Origin of the sequence: Klebsiella sp. YJ (genome assembly GCF_002108615.1) — a bacterium.
In the GTDB taxonomy this organism is placed as follows: Bacteria; Pseudomonadota; Gammaproteobacteria; order Enterobacterales; family Enterobacteriaceae; genus Klebsiella; species Klebsiella planticola.
Genome location: NZ_MTEG01000044.1, coordinates 1 through 21,733, shown reverse-complemented (window position 1 = coordinate 21,733; position 21,733 = coordinate 1). Strand labels below are relative to the sequence as shown.

The 21,733-nt window shown below is 56.9% G+C and carries 21 protein-coding genes and 1 pseudogene; 16 read left to right on the top strand and 6 right to left on the bottom strand.

The window, feature by feature from the left end; translation table 11 throughout:
* Positions 1-5: 5 nt before the first annotated feature.
* Genes BV390_RS27960 through BV390_RS27950 form a run of 3 tightly spaced genes read right to left on the bottom strand, consistent with a single transcriptional unit; the run spans position 6 to position 3,543 of the window.
* Positions 6-1,550: an ABC transporter substrate-binding protein gene (locus BV390_RS27960; RefSeq protein ID WP_085397577.1), complete on the bottom strand. Its 1,545-nt coding sequence runs from the start codon at positions 1,548-1,550 to the stop codon at positions 6-8.
* Between the two features lie 13 nt (positions 1,551-1,563).
* Positions 1,564-2,670 (bottom strand): C45 family autoproteolytic acyltransferase/hydolase, encoded by a 1,107-nt coding sequence (locus tag BV390_RS27955; RefSeq protein WP_206098736.1) that lies wholly within the window; start codon positions 2,668-2,670, stop codon positions 1,564-1,566.
* A 12-nt stretch (positions 2,671-2,682) separates the two neighbouring features.
* The gene (locus BV390_RS27950) at positions 2,683-3,543 is read right to left on the bottom strand and encodes an alpha/beta hydrolase family protein (protein ID WP_085397576.1); all 861 of its coding nucleotides are present in this window, start codon (positions 3,541-3,543) and stop codon (positions 2,683-2,685) included.
* A gap of 237 nt (positions 3,544-3,780) precedes the next feature.
* On the opposite strand from BV390_RS27950, the gene BV390_RS27945 reads away from it, so the two are divergent.
* The 16 genes from BV390_RS27945 to BV390_RS27870 all read left to right on the top strand — a co-directional run bounded on the left by BV390_RS27945 (position 3,781) and on the right by BV390_RS27870 (position 18,634).
* Positions 3,781-4,416 carry a GntR family transcriptional regulator gene (locus BV390_RS27945; protein WP_085397575.1) on the top strand — a complete coding sequence of 212 codons (636 nt, stop codon included), beginning with the start codon at positions 3,781-3,783 and terminating at the stop codon, positions 4,414-4,416.
* A 356-nt stretch (positions 4,417-4,772) separates the two neighbouring features.
* A complete protein-coding gene (locus BV390_RS27940) occupies positions 4,773-5,888 on the top strand; it encodes a 1-propanol dehydrogenase PduQ (RefSeq protein ID WP_047665152.1) in 1,116 nt (371 codons plus the stop codon).
* Positions 5,889-6,012: 124 nt separating this feature from the next.
* Positions 6,013-6,705: a phosphate propanoyltransferase gene (gene pduL / locus BV390_RS27935; protein ID WP_047665154.1), complete on the top strand. Its 693-nt coding sequence runs from the start codon at positions 6,013-6,015 to the stop codon at positions 6,703-6,705.
* Positions 6,698-7,516 carry an ethanolamine utilization protein EutJ gene (eutJ, locus tag BV390_RS27930; RefSeq protein ID WP_032687087.1) on the top strand — a complete coding sequence of 273 codons (819 nt, stop codon included), beginning with the start codon at positions 6,698-6,700 and terminating at the stop codon, positions 7,514-7,516. Before pduL ends, eutJ begins: the two co-directional genes overlap by 8 nt.
* Before the next feature lie 11 nt (positions 7,517-7,527).
* Positions 7,528-8,283 (top strand): hypothetical protein, encoded by a 756-nt coding sequence (locus BV390_RS27925; RefSeq protein WP_046852242.1) that lies wholly within the window; start codon positions 7,528-7,530, stop codon positions 8,281-8,283.
* Positions 8,265-8,537 carry a EutN/CcmL family microcompartment protein gene (locus BV390_RS27920; protein ID WP_032695221.1) on the top strand — a complete coding sequence of 91 codons (273 nt, stop codon included), beginning with the start codon at positions 8,265-8,267 and terminating at the stop codon, positions 8,535-8,537. Before BV390_RS27925 ends, BV390_RS27920 begins: the two co-directional genes overlap by 19 nt.
* A gap of 18 nt (positions 8,538-8,555) precedes the next feature.
* Complete coding sequence (locus tag BV390_RS27915; protein WP_085397574.1) at positions 8,556-9,065, top strand: GlcG/HbpS family heme-binding protein; 510 nt, start codon at positions 8,556-8,558, stop codon at positions 9,063-9,065.
* Between the two features lie 26 nt (positions 9,066-9,091).
* On the top strand, positions 9,092-10,303 hold the full coding sequence (gene tdcD, locus BV390_RS27910; protein WP_032687083.1) for a propionate kinase: 1,212 nt from the start codon (positions 9,092-9,094) through the stop codon (positions 10,301-10,303).
* Positions 10,304-10,506: 203 nt separating this feature from the next.
* Complete coding sequence (gene grpH / locus BV390_RS27905) at positions 10,507-10,788, top strand: propanediol utilization system shell hexameric protein GrpH (protein WP_004863596.1); 282 nt, start codon at positions 10,507-10,509, stop codon at positions 10,786-10,788.
* Positions 10,789-10,809: 21 nt separating this feature from the next.
* Complete coding sequence (pduB, locus tag BV390_RS27900; RefSeq protein WP_032687082.1) at positions 10,810-11,595, top strand: propanediol utilization microcompartment protein PduB; 786 nt, start codon at positions 10,810-10,812, stop codon at positions 11,593-11,595.
* Positions 11,596-11,636: 41 nt separating this feature from the next.
* Positions 11,637-13,151 carry an aldehyde dehydrogenase family protein gene (locus tag BV390_RS27895; protein WP_032695223.1) on the top strand — a complete coding sequence of 505 codons (1,515 nt, stop codon included), beginning with the start codon at positions 11,637-11,639 and terminating at the stop codon, positions 13,149-13,151.
* 25 nt (positions 13,152-13,176) lie between these two features.
* Positions 13,177-13,476 (top strand): hypothetical protein, encoded by a 300-nt coding sequence (locus BV390_RS27890; protein WP_032687080.1) that lies wholly within the window; start codon positions 13,177-13,179, stop codon positions 13,474-13,476.
* Between the two features lie 10 nt (positions 13,477-13,486).
* Positions 13,487-14,062 (top strand): DJ-1/PfpI family protein, encoded by a 576-nt coding sequence (locus tag BV390_RS27885; protein WP_085397573.1) that lies wholly within the window; start codon positions 13,487-13,489, stop codon positions 14,060-14,062.
* Between the two features lie 78 nt (positions 14,063-14,140).
* Positions 14,141-16,684: a glycyl radical diol dehydratase GrpM gene (gene grpM / locus BV390_RS27880; RefSeq protein WP_085397572.1), complete on the top strand. Its 2,544-nt coding sequence runs from the start codon at positions 14,141-14,143 to the stop codon at positions 16,682-16,684.
* A 109-nt stretch (positions 16,685-16,793) separates the two neighbouring features.
* Complete coding sequence (locus BV390_RS27875) at positions 16,794-17,711, top strand: glycyl-radical enzyme activating protein (protein ID WP_085397571.1); 918 nt, start codon at positions 16,794-16,796, stop codon at positions 17,709-17,711.
* 95 nt (positions 17,712-17,806) lie between these two features.
* Positions 17,807-18,634, top strand: coding sequence for an MIP/aquaporin family protein (locus tag BV390_RS27870; RefSeq protein ID WP_032687076.1), 828 nt, complete (start codon positions 17,807-17,809; stop codon positions 18,632-18,634).
* 540 nt (positions 18,635-19,174) lie between these two features.
* Here BV390_RS27870 and BV390_RS32145 read toward each other — a convergent pair.
* The 3 genes and pseudogenes from BV390_RS32145 to BV390_RS27855 form a co-directional block, all read right to left on the bottom strand.
* A pseudogene (locus tag BV390_RS32145) lies at positions 19,175-19,441 on the bottom strand (BMC domain-containing protein); the annotation flags it as partial.
* A 12-nt stretch (positions 19,442-19,453) separates the two neighbouring features.
* Positions 19,454-20,677 (bottom strand): methionine adenosyltransferase, encoded by a 1,224-nt coding sequence (gene metK / locus BV390_RS27860; RefSeq protein WP_133959813.1) that lies wholly within the window; start codon positions 20,675-20,677, stop codon positions 19,454-19,456.
* 100 nt (positions 20,678-20,777) lie between these two features.
* A complete protein-coding gene (locus BV390_RS27855; protein ID WP_227517259.1) occupies positions 20,778-21,656 on the bottom strand; it encodes a response regulator transcription factor in 879 nt (292 codons plus the stop codon).
* Positions 21,657-21,733 lie beyond the last annotated feature (77 nt).

Here is a 21,733-nt window from a genome sequence, read left to right as displayed (position 1 = left end):
TCTCATCAAGCCTTACCGACGTTCCACAGCCGCGCCGCTGCCGCCAGCCAGGATTTGTAGCCGCTGATAACCGTGCGGTGCGCGACAATATCCAGGCCTGGATAGAAGATAATCAGGGGAACATCCGCAATCATCTGCTGATGGAGTTTATCCGTCAGAGCCTGAATTTGGACCGGATCGTCGAGCGTCGCCAGCTTATCGGTCTGCGCGATCGCCAGCGGATCTCCCCACACCTTGCGTTTCTGCCTGGTTTTATCGCCGACAATCTGCTCAAACGCCAGCGCAGGGTTAAAGCGCGCGGAATAGGTGAAAGTCATCATCTGGTAGCGCCCGGACTGATAACGTTCCAGCTGCGTCGCCCACTCCATGGTGGTGACGTGAGCATTAATCCCTGCGCCCTGAAGCATCGCCTGAATGATAATCGCCATATCAAAACTCGGTACCGTGGCGCGTTTATTGGCAATAATCTCCAGCGGCTGTCCCTTATAGCCCGCTTCCTTCAGCAATTGCGCGGTGCGAGCCGGATCGTATTGGTACCCTTGTTTTTGCACATTGCTGTAAAACGCCGAGGCCACCGAAATGTTGGAGTTTGAGGCATGGGCCATATTCTGGCTGGTGCCCAATGCGATCTGCTCGCTGTCCAACGCGGAGGCGATAGCCTGACGTAGCTTGACGTTTTTTAGCAGCGGATCGTCCGTCTGGATGAGCATCACGTGACGCTGGGCGTTCGGCGCTACCTCAAGGGAGATATTAGGGTCTTTTTTCAGATCGCTGCCGTCAATCGGACTGACCTGAGCCAGATCCACCGCTCCGGATTGCAAGCCGGCTTTTACCGTCGCCGCATCCGGTATGGTCATAAAGCGGACCTCATCCACCAGCGCTTTTTTACCACCGACAAAACCATCGGGTTTTCCGGGTAAGGCGCTATAATCGGCAAAGCGCTTCAGGGAGACATATTCACCATGCTTCCAGTCGCCAAAAACGAAGGGACCGGTACCTATTGGCGTCACCCAGTCACCCTCGGGTCCCACGGATTTCGGGCTGATAACGGCGGCGGCGCCGCAATCGGTGCGTGCCAGCGTGTCCAGGAACAGCGCCACCGGTTTGGCAAGCTTCATCACCACCGTAGCGTTATCCGGCGCACTGACGTCGGTAACCTGAATCAGGCCGCTGCCGTCGAATTCACGTAAACATCGCCACTGGGTCTTCGGGTCGGTCCAGTGCTTCCAGCTCCAGACAACGTCCTGCGCCGTCATGGTGTCACCGTTGTGAAATTTCACGCCGCCGCGCAGATGGAAGGTGTAGGTTTTGCCCTCGTCGCTGACCTCCCAAGACGACGCCAGCATCGGCCCAACCGTACCGTTTTCACGATACCCGACCAGACCTTCCACCACGTGCATCAGCACATCATCGGTGTTGCCGTCGCGATTAACGCCCGGCTGGCTGCTTCGGATATCCTGATTCAGAGCGAAACGAATCACATTATTGTCAGCCGCCTGGGCCATCAGTCCCGGCATGAGCAGCGCCACCGCAGATAAAATCTTTTTCATACCAGCCTCTTAATTAGTCGAGCGTGTAACGTGTAAAGTTGCGGTTCAGCGCCGGCAGCGGCGCCACATCCATGACGCCATCGGCAGGCGTCATCACAATCATCGCCACGGTGGCGGATAAATCACTGCTAAAACCCGGACGTGGCGGGCGACACACTGAATACGGCGTGCCGAAATCATCAAAAAAAGCGTTTTTCATCTCTTCTTCGCCGAGTTTTGCTTTGTCTTTCAGCAGTTCGCTGACCCGCCATCCCCGATACAGAGAATCTGGCGACGCCTCGATCCCCTCCTCCCGTACTTTGCCGCGTGCGGCGGGGCTGTCCCAGTGATTGGCGTGCACCAACAGACCATTCTGCGGGTAAAGCGTGAAGCTCTCGTCCGGCGCACATTCAAAGTCGATGGCAAAACCTTCTTTAGTGCTAAGGATCATGTTGTTGGAGCAAGACTTCGGCGTCGTGGCGACCACCTTCATCGCCAGCGCCATATGCTGTTGTTCCAGCGCTTTACGGCGAATCAGCGACAGGGGGACCCCTCGCTGCAAATAGTCGCGTTCGCAGCGCAGATAGTTGGCGGTAATGGCGATACCCGCGCTGTTCATCCCGCTTCGCCCAAGCCCTCCGGCCTCAACGAAGGTCAGCACGTCCGGCCCCTGCTCGCGTTTGATTTTCACGACGACGGAACTCTCTGCGCATTCGGCGCGCCAGTCCCAGTTCTGCCCGTGGATCAGCTTACCGTGGTGACTGCGCTCAGGCAGAATGACCGCCCCGGTACAGCCATCTTTGATCGCATCATCATGTGGCGTCGTATGGCGCTGCAGGTTTCGCGCCTGGGCTATCACTTCGGTTCGGGCATTAATCATCACGATCGCTTCGAGCGGGACTCCGGACGCGGCGGCAATACCCTGCATCTCCGCAAGATAATCGGCGTCAAAATCACGGATGATGGCGCTAAAGCTGTCGATCAGATCGGCACGTTGCTGCCGGGAAATATGCAGAGCATCAAGCTGATCGCCATAGATGGCTACGCTGGCGTGAATGCGGGCTTTGGCCTGTTCGCCATACTGACAGCCGCGTTCATACGGCGTACCGGAAATTTCAATGAACGGAAAAGGTTGCGTCACGTTGTTTGCTCCTCAGCGATGTGCCTGCAAAACCCGCAGGAAGAAATCTTTTACCTGTTCCAGAACTTTCATCCCGTCATGGCCGACGTTGGGCACAATATCCTGAATGGCATCGATGCCGTGTTCGCGCAGGCTGTTGAGTAATGCGGTGTTCCGCTCGATACGGGTCACTCCGGCATCGTTGCATCCGGGCATGTAGTAGCGGCCGCCGGGCCTGTGGGTAATCTCCCAGGTTTCCAGATCCACCTTCCCCACCACCAGCTGAACCATCACTTCCCGCAACGCACTGTAATTAAGAGGCTTGCCGAATATTTGCTCAAAATTCTGGATGCCCGGCCACCACGCTTTGCTGTCGTCCAGAAGCGTCACGGATCCTGGCGCACCGACGGAAACGCCAAGCAGTTTTTCCGGATGGATGTAGAGGAAGCGGTGTGCAAAATGTCCGCCGCCTGAGTAGCCAAACAGCAGGAACCGACCAAAGTCATACTCCAGCAACGTGCTGATTTCGTCGATCATCGCCAGCAGTACGCGGTCATAGTGGATATCGTCTTCGATGATGTACTTAAACCCGTGAGAATTACCGTCCCCCAACGGCCCTACCGGAAACAGGGGCGCCAGGACAACGCAACGGTTGTAGCGGGCAAATTCGGCAAAGGCATCGCGGTACTGCACCATCGAACGTCCGGTACCGTGCATGGCAACGATCAGGCGGTATCCGGTTTTATCCTCATCAAATCCGGGAGGAACATACAGGCAATACTGGAAGCGCGGATCGTGCTGACTGGCGAAGATGGTGGTGCTACCGCGGTAGTAAAGCATCTGGCCGCGCAGGGCAGACTCTTCTGAATCCTTTTTAATATCAGTTCGTTGCATAAATCAATCGCTCATTTAATGGCTGTTTAAATTCGATTCAAACACAAAACCAAAATTGGCGCCAATTTAAAAAACAATTTATTAACAAAAGATCTGACTCGTGTCACAATTCCCCCCAGCCAGACAAAAAAACGATAACCCCAGGGTTCAGGCTGGCGAAACAAAGGTGAACCCGCCATTATCTGATGACAGAACGGCAGCATAAGATCGCAGGAAACAGCGGAAGGAACAGAAGATATGACTCAACGCAAAAGCGCACTGGTGCATGTCGCCAATCTCCTCGCCATGGACATCAATACCGGTGAATTTCAGCCGGGTTCATGGCTGAAACAGGTGGAGCTGGCTGAACGTTATCAGTGCACCCGTAGCGAGGTGCGCCGGGCTCTGGATCAGCTGGTGATTGAACGGCTGGTCCAGCACGTCCCTAATCGGGGCTACCACGTTTACACGCCTAATGAGCAACAACGTCGTAACATCTCTGACATCAGGGCGATACTGGAAAGTGCCTCGGCGGCAGACATCGTGGAGCATATTCAACCGCACCAGTTGGATACTCTGCGCCAGTGCGCGGAGCTGTTCGAGCACAACACCCAGTACGGCACGATCTTACAGCAGTATGAGTCGAACCTGGCCTTCCATCGCGCGCTGCTCGCGCCCTGCTCCAACCAGGACATGATTGAACTCATCTTTGAATTGCGCAGTCGGGTTCCCTCCGCCGCGTTGGGGCAATGGAACTCTCATGCCAGAATTGTCCAGTCGTCGAAAGAACATTTCGCGATGGTGGCTGCTATTGAGCGTGGGGATGCCGGCTCGCTGGCACAACTTCTGCGCCAGCATATTCTGCAGGAAGATAATCCGCGACGGCATGGGTAACGTCTCAGCGAATGTCACCGCTTACTGCCGATCGTGCAACGGATTATCGTTTTGCGCGATTTTGCCGATCGGCGCCATACGCTACCGCCGTTAATATCGCGATACGGACGCGCAGACCAGCCAGAATGCCTGTTTACCTGTTCAGAAAACAGACTGACCCGCGCCCCCCATCGCTGGCGCGATGGGCGAGGCGCCCCTGCACTTTTTTGTCAGCCATAAAAGAGTACCGCAACGAAATCCTGACTTAGCACAAGCATAGCCAGCTTCTTATCCATCCCCCCATGACACAATAAGCTCTCTTTTTACATCCGGCATTTGCCTCCCCGCAATCCGCTAACGGATAAGGTAATCGAAAGATGGCGAGCTATTTCTTTTCTCTTCCTGACGTCTATTTTGGTGAAAATGCAATTCAAACCTTGCGTCGGCTGAACCATAAAAAGGTGGCGATTGTGACCGACAGCTTTATGGTGAGCTCCGGTAAAACACGCGACCTGATTAATGAAATGCCGCAGGCCTGCGTCTCTATTTTCAGCGAGGTGAAACCGGACCCGAGCGTGGAGATCCTGCACGCCGGCGCCGCACAGTTTAAACGTTTTAAACCGGAGGTCATTATCGCGCTGGGCGGCGGCTCCGCTCTTGATGCCGCTAAAGGAATCAAGGTTACGCTGGAAGAGTTTCTCCCCGGCCACGCCATAGAACTTATCGCCATTCCTACCACCAGCGGTTCCGGTTCAGAAGTCACCGCCTACGCCATCATCTCCGATCCGCAAAACGGCCGAAAATATCCGCTGATTGCCGATGAACTGATCCCGGACTGCGCCATCCTTGACCCAAACCTGGTGCTCTCGGTTCCTCGCCAGGTCGCGGTGGATACTGGCATGGACGTCCTGACCCACGCCATTGAGGCGCTGGTTTCGACGGGGGCCAATGATTTTAGCGACGCGCTCGCCGAGAAAGCCATTGCGCTGGTCTGGCAACACCTGCCCGACGTTTTCAGCGATGAGAATAATATTGCGGCTCGGGGCCATATGCACAACGCCTCCTGCATGGCTGGCATGGCGTTTAATTCGGCGGGGTTGGGATTAGTGCACGGTATGGCGCACGCTATCGGCGGGATGCTGCATATCCCGCACGGCAAAATTAACGCCATGCTGCTGCCGTTGATTATTGAACACAATGCCCGCCACGCCCCGCACGCGCGGATGAGATACCTGAAATGCGCCGCCATTATGGGCATCCAGGCCGCCACGCCGGAGCAAACCCTGCGCGCGCTGATCGGCAGCATTCGCGATATGAATCACCATTTTGGTATTCCGGCAACACTGCAGGCGCTGGGAAAAGACCGGACGGCTGTGGAATCCCTGCGTCAGGCGCTGATCGCGGCGACCTTAGGGGATGGCTGCACGCAAACCAATCCCTGCCAGCCCCGCGCCGCTGATGTAGACCGCTTGCTGACCGCCATCGCCGGCTAAATCTGGACAAGATTGTCCTGCGTCCGGCGGACCGTCAAAAAAGTCCTGCGCAACAGCAAAAAGGCCAACGCGGGACTGAATATGCTTGTATCGCTCTTTTCATCACTTTCAGGTTGTTGACGCTATGAATGACACCCAGCAGCAAGCCGAATTAATCGCCCGGGAAATTCTTCAGGAACTCAAGGCCCGTGGCCCCGGAGCGGTGGCCGGTGCCCCCCTCGCCGCACAGACGTTGCATATCCCCGTTGGCATCTCTAACCGCCACGTTCATCTGAGCCGGGAAGATATGGACATTCTGTTTGGCTATGGCGCCACTCTCACCCGCATGAAAGCGGTAAAACAGCCGGGCCAGTATGCCGCCGAAGAGACGGTGACGCTGCGCGGACCAAAAGGGGAGCTGACCAGGGTACGCGTCCTTGGCCCGCTGCGCAGCGCCACCCAGGTTGAAATTTCTGTCTCCGACAGCTTTGTTCTCGGCGTTAAGGCGCCATTGAGAATGTCCGGCAATCTCCAGGACTCGCCGGGAATCGAGATTATTGGTCCGCGCGGGCGAGTCAGCAAAACGGATGGCGCGATTGTCGCCTGGCGCCATATTCATATTTCTCCCGCCGACGCCGAGCGCCACGCCCTGCGCGACGGGATGGAGATTGACGTGCGTATCGACGGCTATCGCGGCGGCATTCTCAGCCACGTGGTGGTCAGGGTGAGCGCGGATGCGGTGCTGGAAATGCATGTTGATGTTGAAGAGGCCAACGGCTTTGGCTTGCGTAACGGCGATTGCGTCCAGCGCGCGTTCACGGAACGCCGCCATGACTGACAGCACCGCAACCAGGCGGCTGAACACATTGGCGGAGCTGGTCAGCCAGGGCGGATACCGCCCCTGGACAGGCGCGCTAAAAGTGGGTGTCGATCCGGGTACGGCCAATATTGCCGTGGTTGTGCTGGATGAAAACGATAACCCCGTCGCCGGCATCAGCCATCCTTCACGGGCGGTGAAAGACGGCGTGGTGGTGGATTTTCTGACCGCCAGCCGGGTGGTGAGTGGACTGAAAACAGCACTCGAAGAGCGCCTTGGATGCCCCCTCACCCGCGCGGCAACGGCCATCCCGCCGGGAATCACCGCCGGGAACACCAAAGTTATCGTCAATATGGTGGAGGCCGCCGGACTGGAGGTGACCGACGTGGTTGATGAACCGGTAGCCGCGGCGCTGGCCTTAAACATTCGCCACGGCGCGGTAGTTGATGTGGGCGGCGGGACAACCGGGATCAGCATTCTGCGCAACGGCGAGGTGATTTTCAGCGCCGATGAACCGACCGGGGGCAACCATATGACCCTGGTACTGGCAGGCGCTCTGGGCATGCCTTTTGCCGAAGCGGAAGCGTTGAAAAAGAGTCCGGAGGAGGAAGAACAGGTCTTTACCGTGGTCCGTCCGGTGGCTGAAAAGATGGCTCATCTGGTCGCGGGCTGGCTGGCGGGTTATCCGGTCGACGACATTTACCTGGTCGGGGGCGCCAGCAGCTTTCGCCAGTTTGCCGACGTCTTTCGCCATGCCACCGGTAAACGGGTCATTCAGGCGCGGCAGCCGCTGCTGGTGACGCCGCTTGGCATCGCCATGCGCAGCCGCTGAGGAGAATAACGATGGATGCACAGCGACTCTCACACCGGCTCGACAGCCTCATTGCGGACCTGCTGGCTCAACGCCGACGGCGCCTGCAAGCCCACGGCAAGGTGATGCGCGTGGTATTAAGCGGCGAGGATCTCGCCACGCTCCCGACGACGCTGGATTGTCTGACGGCGCTGAACCAGCGCGGCTATCTGCTGGTCATGACCTTTTCCCATAGCGCCATCCAGGCGTCATTGCACTCCACCTGTCTGGAGGCTCTGGCGCAGCGCGATGTTGAGGCGCTGTGCGACGATCGGGATCCCTGCCCGACAGAAGAGACGTTCAGCGGCCTGTATCTGCCCTCGCTGTCTACCAACAGCCTGAGCAAAATCGCCTTAGGTATTCGTGATAACCGGGTGTGTCGCTGGGCTTTTCACGCTCTGAGTCTGAGCAAGCCCATCATCGTCACGCTCAATGCCGAATGCCGGGATGACGCTGCCAGCCAGCTCCCCACGGCATTGCGGGCACGGCTGACCAGCTACGTCGCCACCCTCGGGGAGTATGGCTTCACGATTATCGGCCGCCCCACGGTGAACCCGGCGCAGAGGCCGACGGCGCCCGTCGCTAAACCGCTGATCACGCTCAGCGATGTGCGCCAGCTTCCCGCAGGCGCGGTACTGTCCGTTGGACGCCGGACGCTCATCACCCCCGCCGCACGCGATGAAATTCGCGACCGCGGTATTGTCATGGTGCAGGGTCACCAGGAGGAAATATGTATCTGGCAAAAGTAACCGGGGCACTGGTGTCGACGACCAAGCATGCTTCGCTCAATGGCGCAAAGCTGCTGATTGTCGCCCGCCTGGATGAACACTATCAGCCCACCGGCACCGCGCAGGTCGCCGTCGACTTTGTCGGCGCCGGAAACGGGGAAACGGTCATCGTCACTACCGGGAGCTCCGCGCGGATGACCACCAGCAAAGAGCACTCGGTGATTGATGCTGCCGTGGTCGGCATTGTCGACTCGCTCGATCTTAACAACCAGTAAGCACCACGGAGGAAAAGCATGCACACCACGCCGAACGCCGAACTGGATCGCCGTATCAACGCGGCCATTTCGCGTCAGTTAGCGCCGCCTCCGGCCTCGCTGACGCTGACGGATGCGGCATTACTGGCGCACTGTGCCATCGATGCCGCCAACAACGCCAATGTGCCCATTGTTTTTAGCCTGGTGGATGCCCATGGCCTGCAGCGTTACTTCTTTAGTCAGGATAACGCCCTGCTCATCAGCCATACGCTGGCCACGCAAAAGGCATGGACCGCCGTGGCGCTCAGGATGCCGACCCACCGGCTCGCGGACGACGTATTGCCTGGCGCCAGCCTGTATGGCTTGTCGCATACGCAAGGTCTGTGCTGCTTTGGCGGTGGGCTCCCCTGCTGGTCCGCCGGCGTACTGCTCGGCGGTATCGGCATCAGCGGCGGGAGCGTCGAGGTAGATATCGCGATTGCCACGCAAACCCTGGCGCACTTCAGCCGCGAGCATTTTTTGCTCACACCATTCCATGAATCTCTCTAAAAAAACGAATACAGACAGGGGTCATCATGTCGTCAGCATCACTGGTTCTGGTCATTAACTGTGGTTCATCTTCCCTTAAGTTCTCCGTCATCCCGCGTAATCAGGAGACCCCGGTGCTCTCCGGGCTGGCCGAAAAGCTGGGGCTACGCGAAGCCGGCATCACCTTTAAAGATGCGCAAGGGAAGACGACCCGCGGGTTGCCTGACGGCGCCAGCCATACCTGCGCGCTGGAGGCGCTGTTCGCCCGGCTCGCAGAGCAGGCGCTGCTGCCGCAGGTATGCGCCATCGGTCATCGGGTGGCGCACGGCGGGAATGATTTCAAACACTCGGTGCGGCTCACGGCACCGGTGATCGAGCGTATCCGCGAATTATCGGCGCTGGCGCCGCTGCACAATCCCGCCAACCTGATCGGCATTGAAGCCGCCATGGCGCTGTTACCCGAGCTGCCGCAGGTGGCGGTGTTTGATACCGCCTTTCATCAGACGCTCCCGCCGGAGGCCTATACCTATGCCATCCCGCTGGAGTATTTACACCAGCATCAGGTCAGACGCTATGGCTTTCATGGCACCTCCCATCGCTTTATCGCCGCCGAAGCCGTCGAGCGCCTGGGTCTTAACCCCACCAACCACGGTCTACTTATTGCCCATCTCGGCAATGGCTCGTCGGTCTGCGCGGTGAAAAACGGACAGAGTGTCGACACCTCGATGGGCATGACGCCGCTTGAAGGGCTGGTGATGGGAACGCGCTGCGGTGACCTGGATTTTGGCGCAGCGGCCTATATTGCCCGCTGCACCGGCCAGACTATCGAATCACTTTACAAGATGGTCAATAACGAAGCGGGATTGTTCGGTCTGTCGGGTCTTTCCAGCGATTGCCGCACGTTACAAGAGGCGCGCGGCAACGGCGATCCCCGGGCCTCCCTCGCCATTGATGTCATGGTTCACCGGCTTGCCCGCCACCTTGGCGCCCATCTTGCTTCGCTGCATCGCTTTGATGCACTGATCTTTACCGGCGGCATCGGGGAGAACTCGGCGCTGATCCGCGAGCTTACCGCCGAGCGGCTGGCGATATTTGGCGTGCAGCTCGACGCCGCGCGCAATGCGCAAATGTTTGCCGGTCGACAGGGCATTATCTCGCGCCCCGGCTCACCGATTGTAGCGGTCATTGCCACCAATGAAGAGCGGATGATTGCCGAGGATGCGGCCGCACTTGCCCCTTTGCTGGAAGGTGCCGCCTGAACGCATCCTCAAGGTAGTCATGTGGAGAGGATTTTATTGTCCAGCTGAAAACGGGAAAACAAGAAAGTCTCTCTGCCGGGCAAAACATTTTGTCTCAGGCGCAATAACATCGTAGTGCATGAATTTATTAAGTCTATGAACTCAACCTTTATCGGTTAATTCATAACTTGCTTTTACTCTCACCTGGAAATATTGAGGTCGTTATGCAACAAGAAGCATTAGGTATGGTTGAAACAAAAGGTCTGGTTTCCGCAATTGAAGCCGCAGATACCATGGTGAAATCCGCTAACGTCACCCTGGTTGGTTACGAAAAAATTGGTTCCGGGTTGGTTACCGTAATGGTTCGCGGCGACGTCGGCGCGGTCAAAGCGGCAACGGACGCAGGTTCAGCGGCAGCAGGAAAAGTCGGTGAGCTGGTCTCTGTACATGTGATTCCGCGCCCGCATATTGAAGTGGAAAAAATCCTGCCGAAAGCTGTCAGTTAATAAAGCCAGAGGATACCGACCATGAGAGATAATCTTGTTGAGCAGATTATATCTGAAGTAATGCACAAGCAGACTGATGATCGCGCAAATAATAAAACGCCGGCCAGCTTTATCGGTTGCGGTTTAACTGAATTTGTCGGAACGGCCCTCGGGCATACCATTGGATTAGTGATTGCCAATGTCGATCATCAATTACATGAAGTCATGAATATCGACAAGAAATATCGCTCTATCGGTATTCTTGGCGCCCGGACCGGGGCCGGCCCGCATATATTTGCCGCGGATGAGGCCATTAAAGCCACTAACAGTGAAATACTCTCTATTGAGCTGGCTCGCGATACCGAGGGCGGCGGTGGGCATGGTTGCCTGATCATTTTCGGCGCCACCGATGTCTCCGATGTTCGCCGCGCGGTTGAAGTCGCGTTGGGCGAAATTCAGCGCACCATGGGCGATGTTTATGGCTCGCCGGCCGGTCACCTGGAGTTCCAGTACACCGCCCGCGCCAGCAGCGCGCTCAATAAAGCCTTCGGTGCCCCGTTGGGTAAATCTTTCGGCCTGACCTGCGCTTCACCGGCGGCGATTGGCGTGGTGGTCGCCGACGCCGCGGCAAAAGCCGCCGTCATCGAGCCGGTGGGTTACGCCAGCCCGGCGCACGGCACCAGCTTCAGTAACGAAGTGATCTTCACGTTTGCCGGTGATTCCGGCGCAGTACGCCAGGCGGTCATCGCCGCCAGAGACGTCGGGAAACAGCTGCTGGCTACGCTCGACCCGGCGCCCATCAAATCGACCACGACGCCGTACATTTGATGGTGGCACCCACGAGCGAAGCGAAGTAAGGAAGATACAGCATGAACGATCTTGATATTACTCAGGCCGTCTCCCGCGTGCTGAGTAAATATACGAAAACGACGGCGCCAGCGCCCGAACAGCATGCGCCGGCAGCCGCCACACCGCTCGATCGCGGCAGCATCGACGCGATTGTGGCCAGCGTACTGGCAAGCCAGGCCGGAGCCGCAACCGCCGCCCCTGTCGACGGGAACGCCGGTGACGGTGTTTTTGCCACCATGGATGCCGCGATTACTGCGGCGCAGCAGGCGTATATCCAGTATCGCCACTGCTCAATGCAGGATCGCGCCCGCTTTGTTGACGGCATTCGCCAGTTTTTCCTGCAGGAAGAGATTTTGCACGCGCTCTCGACCATGGCGGTGGAAGAGACCGGAATGGGAAATTATGCCGACAAGATGGTGAAAAACCGCGTTGCCGCGCAAAAAACTCCGGGGGTTGAAGATCTCATCACCGCCGCCATCAGCGGTGATGGCGGCCTGACGCTGACCGAATACTCCGCCTATGGCGTCATTGGTTCGATCACCCCGACCACCAATCCGACCGAGACCATTATCAACAATACCCTCGGTATGCTGGCCGCCGGCAACGCCGTGGTCTTTAGCCCGCATCCGCGTTCGCGTCAGGTGTCGTTGTACTGCGTCACGTTAATCAATCAACAGCTGGCCCGGCTTGGCGCCCCCGCCAGTCTGGTGGTCACGGTCGCCAGCCCGTCGATTGACAACACCAATGCCTTAATCGGCGACGCGCGTATCAATATGCTGGTCGCCACCGGCGGGCCGGCGATAGTGAAAACCGTGATGTCGTCCGGCAAAAAAGCGATTGGCGCCGGCGCCGGCAATCCTCCCGTTGTGGTTGATGAAACCGCCAATATCGAGAAAGCCGCCCGCGATATCATTAATGGCTGCAGCTTCGATAACAACCTCCCCTGCGTGGCGGAAAAAGAGGTCATTGTCGTCAATGAAGTGGCGGACTATCTCATCCACTGCATGAAAAAAAGCGGCGCCTGGCTGCTGTGCGATAAACAACATATTCAGCAGCTACAGGCGCTGGTGCTGAATGAAAAAGGAAACGGCCCGAGTACCGCACTGGTAGGGAAAGATGCGCGCTACATTCTGCAGCAAATCGGTATCAGCGTGCCGGAGGAGATCAAAGTTATCCTGATTGAAACCGAACGTGATCATCCATTCGTGGTGCACGAACTGATGATGCCGGTTTTGCCGGTGGTCAGAGTGGAAAACGTCGATGAAGCGATCGATCTGGCGGTGAAGGTTGAACATGGTCATCGTCACACGGCGATGATGCACTCTACCAACGTTGAAAAACTGACCAAAATGGCGCGGCTGATCCAGACCACTATTTTTGTGAAAAATGGCCCGTCGTATGCCGGATTAGGCGTTGGCGGCGAAGGACATGCCACATTTACCATTGCCGGGCCGACCGGTGAAGGGCTGACCTCGGCACGCTCCTACGCCAGGCACCGTCGCTGCGTGATGGTTGAAGCGCTCAATATTCGTTGACTGAAGCAGGATGGCTGACTCGATCATGAAAAAACGCATTATCAACGCGCCAACGCCGGAAACGCTCGCCATGCTGAAAAGGCGAATGCCCGCGGAATCTCGCAACCGACTGGAAAGCATCCGCATTGACGCTATCGGGTTGATTATGTTGCCGATACCAGATCTGTACTTTTACGCCGATCTGGCAAGTAAAAGCGCACATGTTGCGGTATCGGAGATCTTTGGCAGCTGTCCGCAGCATATCACGACGCTGGCGCTGTTCGGCGAGATCGCCGCAGTGAATGAGGCCATGCGTATTATTGAGGATGATGACAGTACGTTCTGAGAGTTCGCTTATGAAAAGAATTTTGCTTCTGGCAGGCGATTTCTCTGAAGACTATGAAGTCATGGTGCCATGGCAGGCATTAAGCATGTTAGGTTTCAGAGTGGATGTGGTGTGCCCCGGAAAACGCTGCGGGGAATATATAAAGACCGCGATTCATGATTTTGAAGGCGATCAAACCTACAGCGAAAAACCGGGGCATCTGTTCCGCTTAACCGCCTCTTTTGATGAAGTCAGGGTACAGGAATATTGTGGAATATATCTTACCGGCGGCCGCGCTCCGGAATATTTACGACTAAACCGGATGGTATTAAATATCATCCATTGTGCGAATAACATTGCGCTACCGATTGCCGCTATATGTCATGGACCACAAATTCTGGTTGCTGCCGGCATATTAAAAGGTAAAACGCTGACCGGATATTTCACCTTAAAGCCTGAAGTTGAAATGGCTGGCGGTATCTGGGTGAGCGCCGCGGACCACGAGGCGGTACATGACGGCAATCTTGTCACCGCGACGACCTGGATGGCGCACCCGGAAATATTACGTCAATTTATTAGTTTAATCGGCAGCAACACTATTAGCTAGCGTACCCGGCACTACCGGCAGGTAAAAAAACTCAGGTGTGGTAATCCCCCACGCTTATATCATTTCGGGAGTTATTGTATGTTAGAGAAAGGCTTTACTCATCCGACCGATCGTGTAGTAAGACTCAAAAATATGATTCTGCATGCTAAGCCGCATGTAGAATCTGAACGTGCGGTGCTGGCAACCGAGGCATATAAAGAGAATGAACAGCTTCCCGCTATTATGCGTCGGGCAAAAGTCGTTGAGAAAATATTTAACGAGCTGCCGGTCACTATTCGCCCTGACGAGTTAATCGTCGGCGCCGTCACTATTAATCCACGTTCAACAGAAATTTGTCCTGAATTCTCTTATGACTGGGTCGAAAAAGAGTTCGACACTATGGCACACCGTGTTGCCGACCCGTTCATTATTGAGAAAAAAACCGCCGATGAACTCCACCAGGCCTTTAAATACTGGCCGGGTAAAACCACCAGTTCGCTCGCCGCCTCCTATATGTCCGAAGGGACAAAAGAGAGCATGAGCAACGGCGTTTTCACCGTCGGCAACTACTTCTTTGGCGGTGTCGGACACGTCAGCGTCGATTATGGCAAGGTCCTGAAAATCGGCTTTCGCGGGATCATCGATGAAGTGACCCGCGCGCTGGAGAACCTCGATCGCAGTACCTCCGATTACATCAAAAAAGAGCAGTTCTACAACGCCGTTATTCTGAGCTATCAGGCGGCAATCAATTTCGCCCATCGCTACGCGCAGGAAGCCTCGCGCCTTGCCCGTGAAGAGCGCGACCCAACCCGTCAGCGCGAGCTGGAACAGATTGCCAGCAACTGTACCCGCGTGCCGGAATACGGCGCGACAACCTTCTGGGAAGCCTGCCAGACCTTCTGGTTTATTCAGAGCATGCTGCAGATTGAATCCAGCGGCCACTCGATTTCTCCCGGCCGTTTCGACCAGTACATGTATCCGTATCTGGCGGCGGATACCGCCATCAGCAGCGAATTTGCCCAGGAGCTGGTGGACTGCTGCTGGATCAAGCTTAACGATATCAACAAAACTCGCGATGAGATTTCGGCCCAGGCCTTCGCCGGCTATGCCGTCTTCCAGAACCTGTGCGTGGGCGGTCAGACCGAAGACGGCCGTGATGCCACCAACCCATTAACCTACATGTGCATGGAAGCCACGGCCCACGTACGTTTGCCGCAGCCCTCTTTCTCAATTCGCGTCTGGCAAGGCACGCCGGATGAGTTTCTCTATCGCGCCTGCGAGCTGGTCCGTCTGGGGCTTGGCGTACCGGCGATGTACAACGATGAAGTGATCATCCCGGCGCTGCAAAACCGCGGCGTCTCGCTGCATGACGCCCGCGACTATTGCATCATCGGCTGCGTGGAGCCGCAGGCGCCGCATCGCACCGAAGGCTGGCACGACGCGGCGTTCTTCAACGTCGCGAAGGTCCTGGAAATTACCCTTAACAACGGCCGCTCAGGAAACAAACAGCTTGGCCCGATGACCGGCGAGATGACCCAGTACGCCGGCATGGATGACTTCTATGCCGCCTTCAAAAAACAGATGGCGCACTTTGTGCACCAGCTGGTCGAAGCGTGCAACAGCGTCGACATCGCCCACGGCGAACGCTGCCCTCTGCCGTTCCTGTCCGCGCTGGTAGATGACTGCATTGGCCGAGGAAAATCCCTGCAGGAGGGCGGCGCGATTTACAACTTTACCGGCCCGCAGGCGTTCGGCATTGCCGATACCGGCGACTCCGTCTACGCCATCCAAAAACAGGTGTTTGAGGATCGCCGCCTGACGCTTCAGGAACTGAAGGGCGCGCTGGACGCCAACTTCGGCTACCCGGTCGGCGGCAACCCGCATAGCGCGGCGGCAAAATCCTCTCTCGGCGAGCAGGATATCTATGAAGTGGTCAAACGCATTATCGACCGCCACGGCTCGTTGAACCCGGCAGAGATTAAAAACGAAGTCTATCGCCAGCTCGCCAGCGTCACTCCGGCGCCGTCGGCAGGAAATCCGCGTTATGAAGAGATTCGCCATATTCTGGAAAATTCGCCGTGTTTTGGTAACGACATCGACGACGTGGATCTTGTCGCCCGCCAATGTGCGCTGATCTACTGTCAGGAAGTGGAGAAGTATACCAACCCACGCGGCGGACGTTTCCAGGCCGGTATCTACCCGGTGTCGGCGAACGTGCTGTTTGGTAAAGACGTGAGCGCCCTGCCGGACGGTCGCCTGGCGAAAGAGCCGCTTGCCGACGGCGTATCGCCGCGCCAGGGCAAAGATACCCTCGGCCCGACCGCCGCAGCGAACTCGGTAGCCAAACTGGATCACTTTATCGCCTCGAACGGGACGCTCTACAACCAGAAATTCCTGCCCTCCTCACTGGCGGGGGAAAAGGGTCTGCGAAACTTTGGCGGTCTGGTGCGTAACTACTTCGATAAGAAAGGGATGCACGTACAGTTTAACGTTATCGATCGCAACACGTTGCTGGAGGCGCAGAAAAACCCACAGCAGCACCAGGACCTGGTGGTTCGCGTTGCGGGCTATAGCGCGCAGTTCGTGGTACTGGCGAAAGAAGTCCAGGATGACATCATCAGCCGCACCGAACAGCAATTCTGATTTTGCCTGACCTGCCAGGGCCATACGGTAACGTATGGCCCTTTATCAGACCCGATTTTAGCGGCTGACTTGCTGTTGCCTGGTGGTCGCTTTTTTGACGAGTGATGTTATGAACAGAGTCGAATACGATACCGAAGGCGTGTTATTCAATATTCAACGCTACTCCCTGCATGATGGCCCCGGCATCCGCACGATCCCGTTTTTTAAAGGCTGTCCGCTGGCCTGTAAGTGGTGCAGCAACCCGGAATCACAGCGCCCGCAGCCCGAGTTAATCTATAAAAAAAGCGACTGTATCCGCTGCGGAAAATGCGTGGAGGTCTGTCAGCAGCAGGCGCTCTCTGCTGGCAATCCGTTCTTTATCGACCGCGAACGCTGTATTCAGTGCGGCAAATGCACCGCGGTCTGCCCGACTCAGGCGCTGGAAATGAAAGGCAAACGCATGACCGTCAGCGACGTGATACGTGAGCTGCAGAAAGAGGAAAACTTATTTCGGCGCTCCGGCGGCGGAATTACCCTCTCAGGCGGTGAGCCGCTGGCGCAGCCGGTGTTTGCGCGCGAGCTCCTGAAAGCCTGTAAAGCCAAAGGCTGGCACACGGCAATGGAAACGACGGGAATGACAAGCAAAGCGGTGATTGAGGACGTCTTTCCGTGGGTCGATCTGGCATTGACGGATATTAAGGCCGTTAACCCGACCATTCATCAACTTAATACGGGTGTGGATAACCGCACGATTCTGGAAAATCTGATTCGGATCTCCTTTATCACTCACGTTATTGTGCGCATCCCGGTGATTCCCGACGTTAACGACAGCCCGGAGGAGATTCGCAGCATTGCTGAATTTGCCCGCCTGATGTCCGGGGTGGACACCATTCATCTACTGCCTTATCACACCTTTGGCGAAAATAAATATACCCTGCTGGGCCGCATTTATCCCATGGGCGATGCCGGCTCACACTCAGAAGACAACATGGCCAGCCTGAAAAAAATCGTTGAATCGATGGGATTTCATTGCCATATCGGCGGCTAATCCCGACAACACAAAAAATGATTTCGCGCTCTTATCCCTTGTACCCCAATCGTTAAGAGATGGCATAGCGCATCGCTTAATACAGGAAAAAAACTATGAGTGACTCTCGTGAATCAGTAACCGGACAATGTATTGCAGAATTTCTTGGTACCGGATTGTTTATGTTTTTCGGCACCAGCGTGCTGTGTGCGGCAAAACTGGCTGGCGCCAGCTTCGGTCTTTGGGAAATCTGTATTGTATGGGGGCTGGGTATTGCGCTGGCGGTCTACCTGACGGCAGGGATCTCCGGCGCTCATCTTAACCCGGCGGTCACCATCGCCTTATGGATGTTCGCCCGCTTTGAGGCGAAGAAAGTGGCGCCTTATATCCTGGCGCAGATGGCCGGCGCATTTTGCGGCGCCGCCCTGACCTATCTGCTGTACCACAATCTGTTCGCCGACTATGAACAGGCCCACCAGATGGTGCGCGGCAGTCAGGACAGCCTGTATCTGGCCAGCATTTTTTCGACCTATCCGGCGGCAAGCATCAGCGTCTGGCTCGCGGCGCTGGTGGAAATTGTCATTACCTCGATGCTGATTGGCTTGATTATGGCGCTGACCGACGATGGCAACGGTGTGCCCAAAGGGCCGCTTGCACCGCTGCTGATCGGCCTGCTGGTGGCAGTCATCGGTGCGGCGACCGCCCCGCTAACCGGATTTGCCATGAACCCGGCTCGTGATTTTGGTCCAAAACTGTTTACGTTTCTGAACGGCTGGGGCTCCGTCGCCATGACCGGAGGCAGAGAGATTCCCTACTTCCTCGTGCCTTTGATTGCGCCGGTCATCGGCGGAATCCTGGGCGCGGCTATCTACCGCTACGGTATCGGGCGCCATCTCCCCGCCGCCAAACCCGCCGCGGAGACGGCGAGTCATCCGCTGTCCTGATTGACCCAACGTATCCGCACTCCGCCAGCGCAACACACGGCGGCGGAGTGCGCCGCAAACGCCCCTTTTCGGCTCGTGTCACCAGCGGTCCCTCCCCCAGTCAACCCCATCCGATTCTTAGCTGCGTATCCGGGCAGAGCCCGGTTGCTCTGCCACCTCTCACCGCCGTTTCCTGACGCGCAGCAACAAAAAAGCCACCCGCAGGTGGCTTAGCTGCAACGACAGCGGCTAGCGCCGGGTGTTCTTCGCCCGGGTTCGCGCCGTTTTTTTCTCCTCCTGAATGGCCTGAACCGTCGGCTCATTCTGAGGCTCAGCCTCTTCGCGCACCGGCTCGACCGGCGCCGGGTCGCGCTCCGCCGCCGGCGATTCCGGCGATGCAACGCCCGGGCTCTCTTCGAACGCCAGACAGGAAGCGGTCTGCGCGGGAGACGTAATATTGACCACCGCTATCGTCGCGTCAGGGATCTCCGCTGCGGCAGGAAGGCATTCGGCGGCAGGCGCTACCGGTTCAGGAGGCGTGCCGTACGTTTGTGATGAGGCAATCAGACTATCAATGCCGGTTGCGGTACGCGCAATGACTTTCCAGGCATAGACCTGCCCGACCCGGCTCGCGGCGGCCACCCCGGCGGAGACGGCGGCGTTCATGGCGCCAACCTCACCGGTTAATTTGATGGTCACCAGCCCGCCGCCCTTGGTTAGCTCATATCCAACCAGTTCGACATTCGCCGATTTTATTGCGGCATCAGCGGCCTCTACCGCCACCGTTAAGCCAACGGTTTCAATTAAGCCTAAGCTCTGCCCGGACATATCTCTCTCCTGTTATTTTTCATGCAAGGGGGCACACACCGACGCGCACAGCTGACCGGCGGCATCGTCACGCAACCGCGGCGCCTTATCAGTGCGTTCCCAGGGGAAGACTTCCCGACCAAAATGGCCGTAGCAGGCCGTCTGGCGATAGCGCGGCGCCAGCAAATCAAGCTGGCGGATAATGCCATAAACGCTGAGGTCAAAATGACGGTCGACCAGCTGCGTCAGCTGGTGCGCCGACAGACGGGAAGTCCCAAAGGTATTGATGGCAACCGAAACCGGTCGGGAAAGGCCGATGGCCCAGGCCAGCTGAACTTCGCATCGCGTCGCGAGCCCCGCGGCAACAATATTTTTCGCCACGTAGCGCGCGGCATAGGCCGCCGAACGATCGACCTTCGAAGGATCTTTCCCGGAAAACGCTCCACCGCCGTGGCGCGCGGCGCCGCCATAGGTATCGACAATGATTTTGCGCCCGGTCAGGCCGCAATCCGCAGCGGGCCCACCGTTGATAAACGGCCCCGCAGGATTAATCAGCAGCCGGGTGGCGGGGGTCAGCCAGCGTGCCGGAATAACCGGTTTAATTATCTCTTCCATCACCGCTTCACGCAGCGTCGCCAGCGGAAAGTCGGCGCGATGTTGCGTGGAGACCACGATGGTGTCGGCATGATCGATCCGTCCGTCGCCATAACGCAGCGTCACCTGGCTCTTGGCATCCGGTAATAACCCATCCAGCTGGCGCGTTTTACGCAGCTGCGCCTGGCGCGCCATCAGCCGGTGGGCGTAGAGAATGGGAGCAGGCATGAGCTGCGGCGTTTCATCGCACGCATAGCCGAAGGTTATTCCCTGATCGCCGGCCCCCAACGAGGCCGGGTCGCGGGCGCGGATGCCGCGAGCGATATCGTCAGATTGCCTGCCCAGCATGCTGATGACCGCACAGGTTGCGGCATCAAAACCTTTCGACGAATGGTCGTAGCCGACAGATTTCACCGTCGCCCGCACAATCTGCTCAAGGTCGATACTGGCATCGGTCGATATTTCCCCGGCCACAATCACCGCCCCGGTTTTTACCAGGCATTCGCAGGCCACTTTGGCCCACGGATCTTTGAGTAAACAGGCATCGAGAATGGCGTCAGAAATCTGGTCCGCCATCTTATCCGGATGCCCTTCGGCAACGGATTCAGAAGTAAAGAGGTATTCATCCACGGCAGGGCCACTGTATAAAGAATCGTGTCCCATCTTAGCGGCGCGCGATGCGGCGACGAGTAAACAATCTTGCCGGGATAGCGGACTTTCTTGCGCTTACGCCGGAGTAAGCGCAAGAAAGACCGGGTGACGATCAGCCCGCCTCGGGCGAGGCGAGGCGGCGATAATCGGATGGCGCAATGCCGGTCTCTTTCTTGAAGATCCGACAAAAATAGTTCGCATCCTGCCAGGAGAGTTCCAGCGCAATGGTATTCACTTTTAGATCGCTGTATTGCAAAAGAGACCTGGCGATATTGATTTTTCGGCTGGTAATGTAACTGGAGAATCCGCTGCCGGTACTCTTTTTAAACGCCCGACTCAGATAGCACGGACTGACGAAAGCCTCCGCGGCGATATCATCCAGCGTCATGTTGTTAAGCAGGTTTTTTTCAATATGGAAACGGGCTCTGGCGACAAAATCCATGCTGCCGCTGGCGCTTTTAAACAGCTGCTCAAAGATAGCGTGGCTGAGATTGAACAACCCCACCATCACCGGCCAGTAGCGGCCGACGCCCAGACCGTGCTGATGAATGCTGTGGATCAGATCGGTAATTTTTTGCCGACACGGGATATACTTATCGCTGAGCCCGGCAAGATGCTGCAGGAGCAATTCCAGCACGTCGGTCAACCTCTTCGCCCCATCGTTATCAGACATGGGTTGCGCGCAGGCCGCATCAAGAATACCGAACAACCAGGTGTGCCAGCCGGGATAATCACAGCCGCCCATCAGATCGCTTATCGTCTGCCGCTGCTCCCGCGTCGCGACGGCCCCCTGTTCATCCACCAGCAAGGTTTTGCGGATCGTATCGCTGAGAATACTCTGCTTAACCGGTTTTAGCAGATAGTCATCCACTTTCAGGCTCAGCATATGACGCACAATGTCAAAGTCATCGTTTGCCGTGGTGACGATCACTTTGGTTTGTGTATTTTTCGACTTGAGATACTGACCTGCCCCCACGATTAGATACAACACTCAGTTAGTAACGTCGGAATCTTCATTCTCAGAATGACCCTTTCTCCAGCCCGCTGCAAATTCAGACGGTGTCTGAT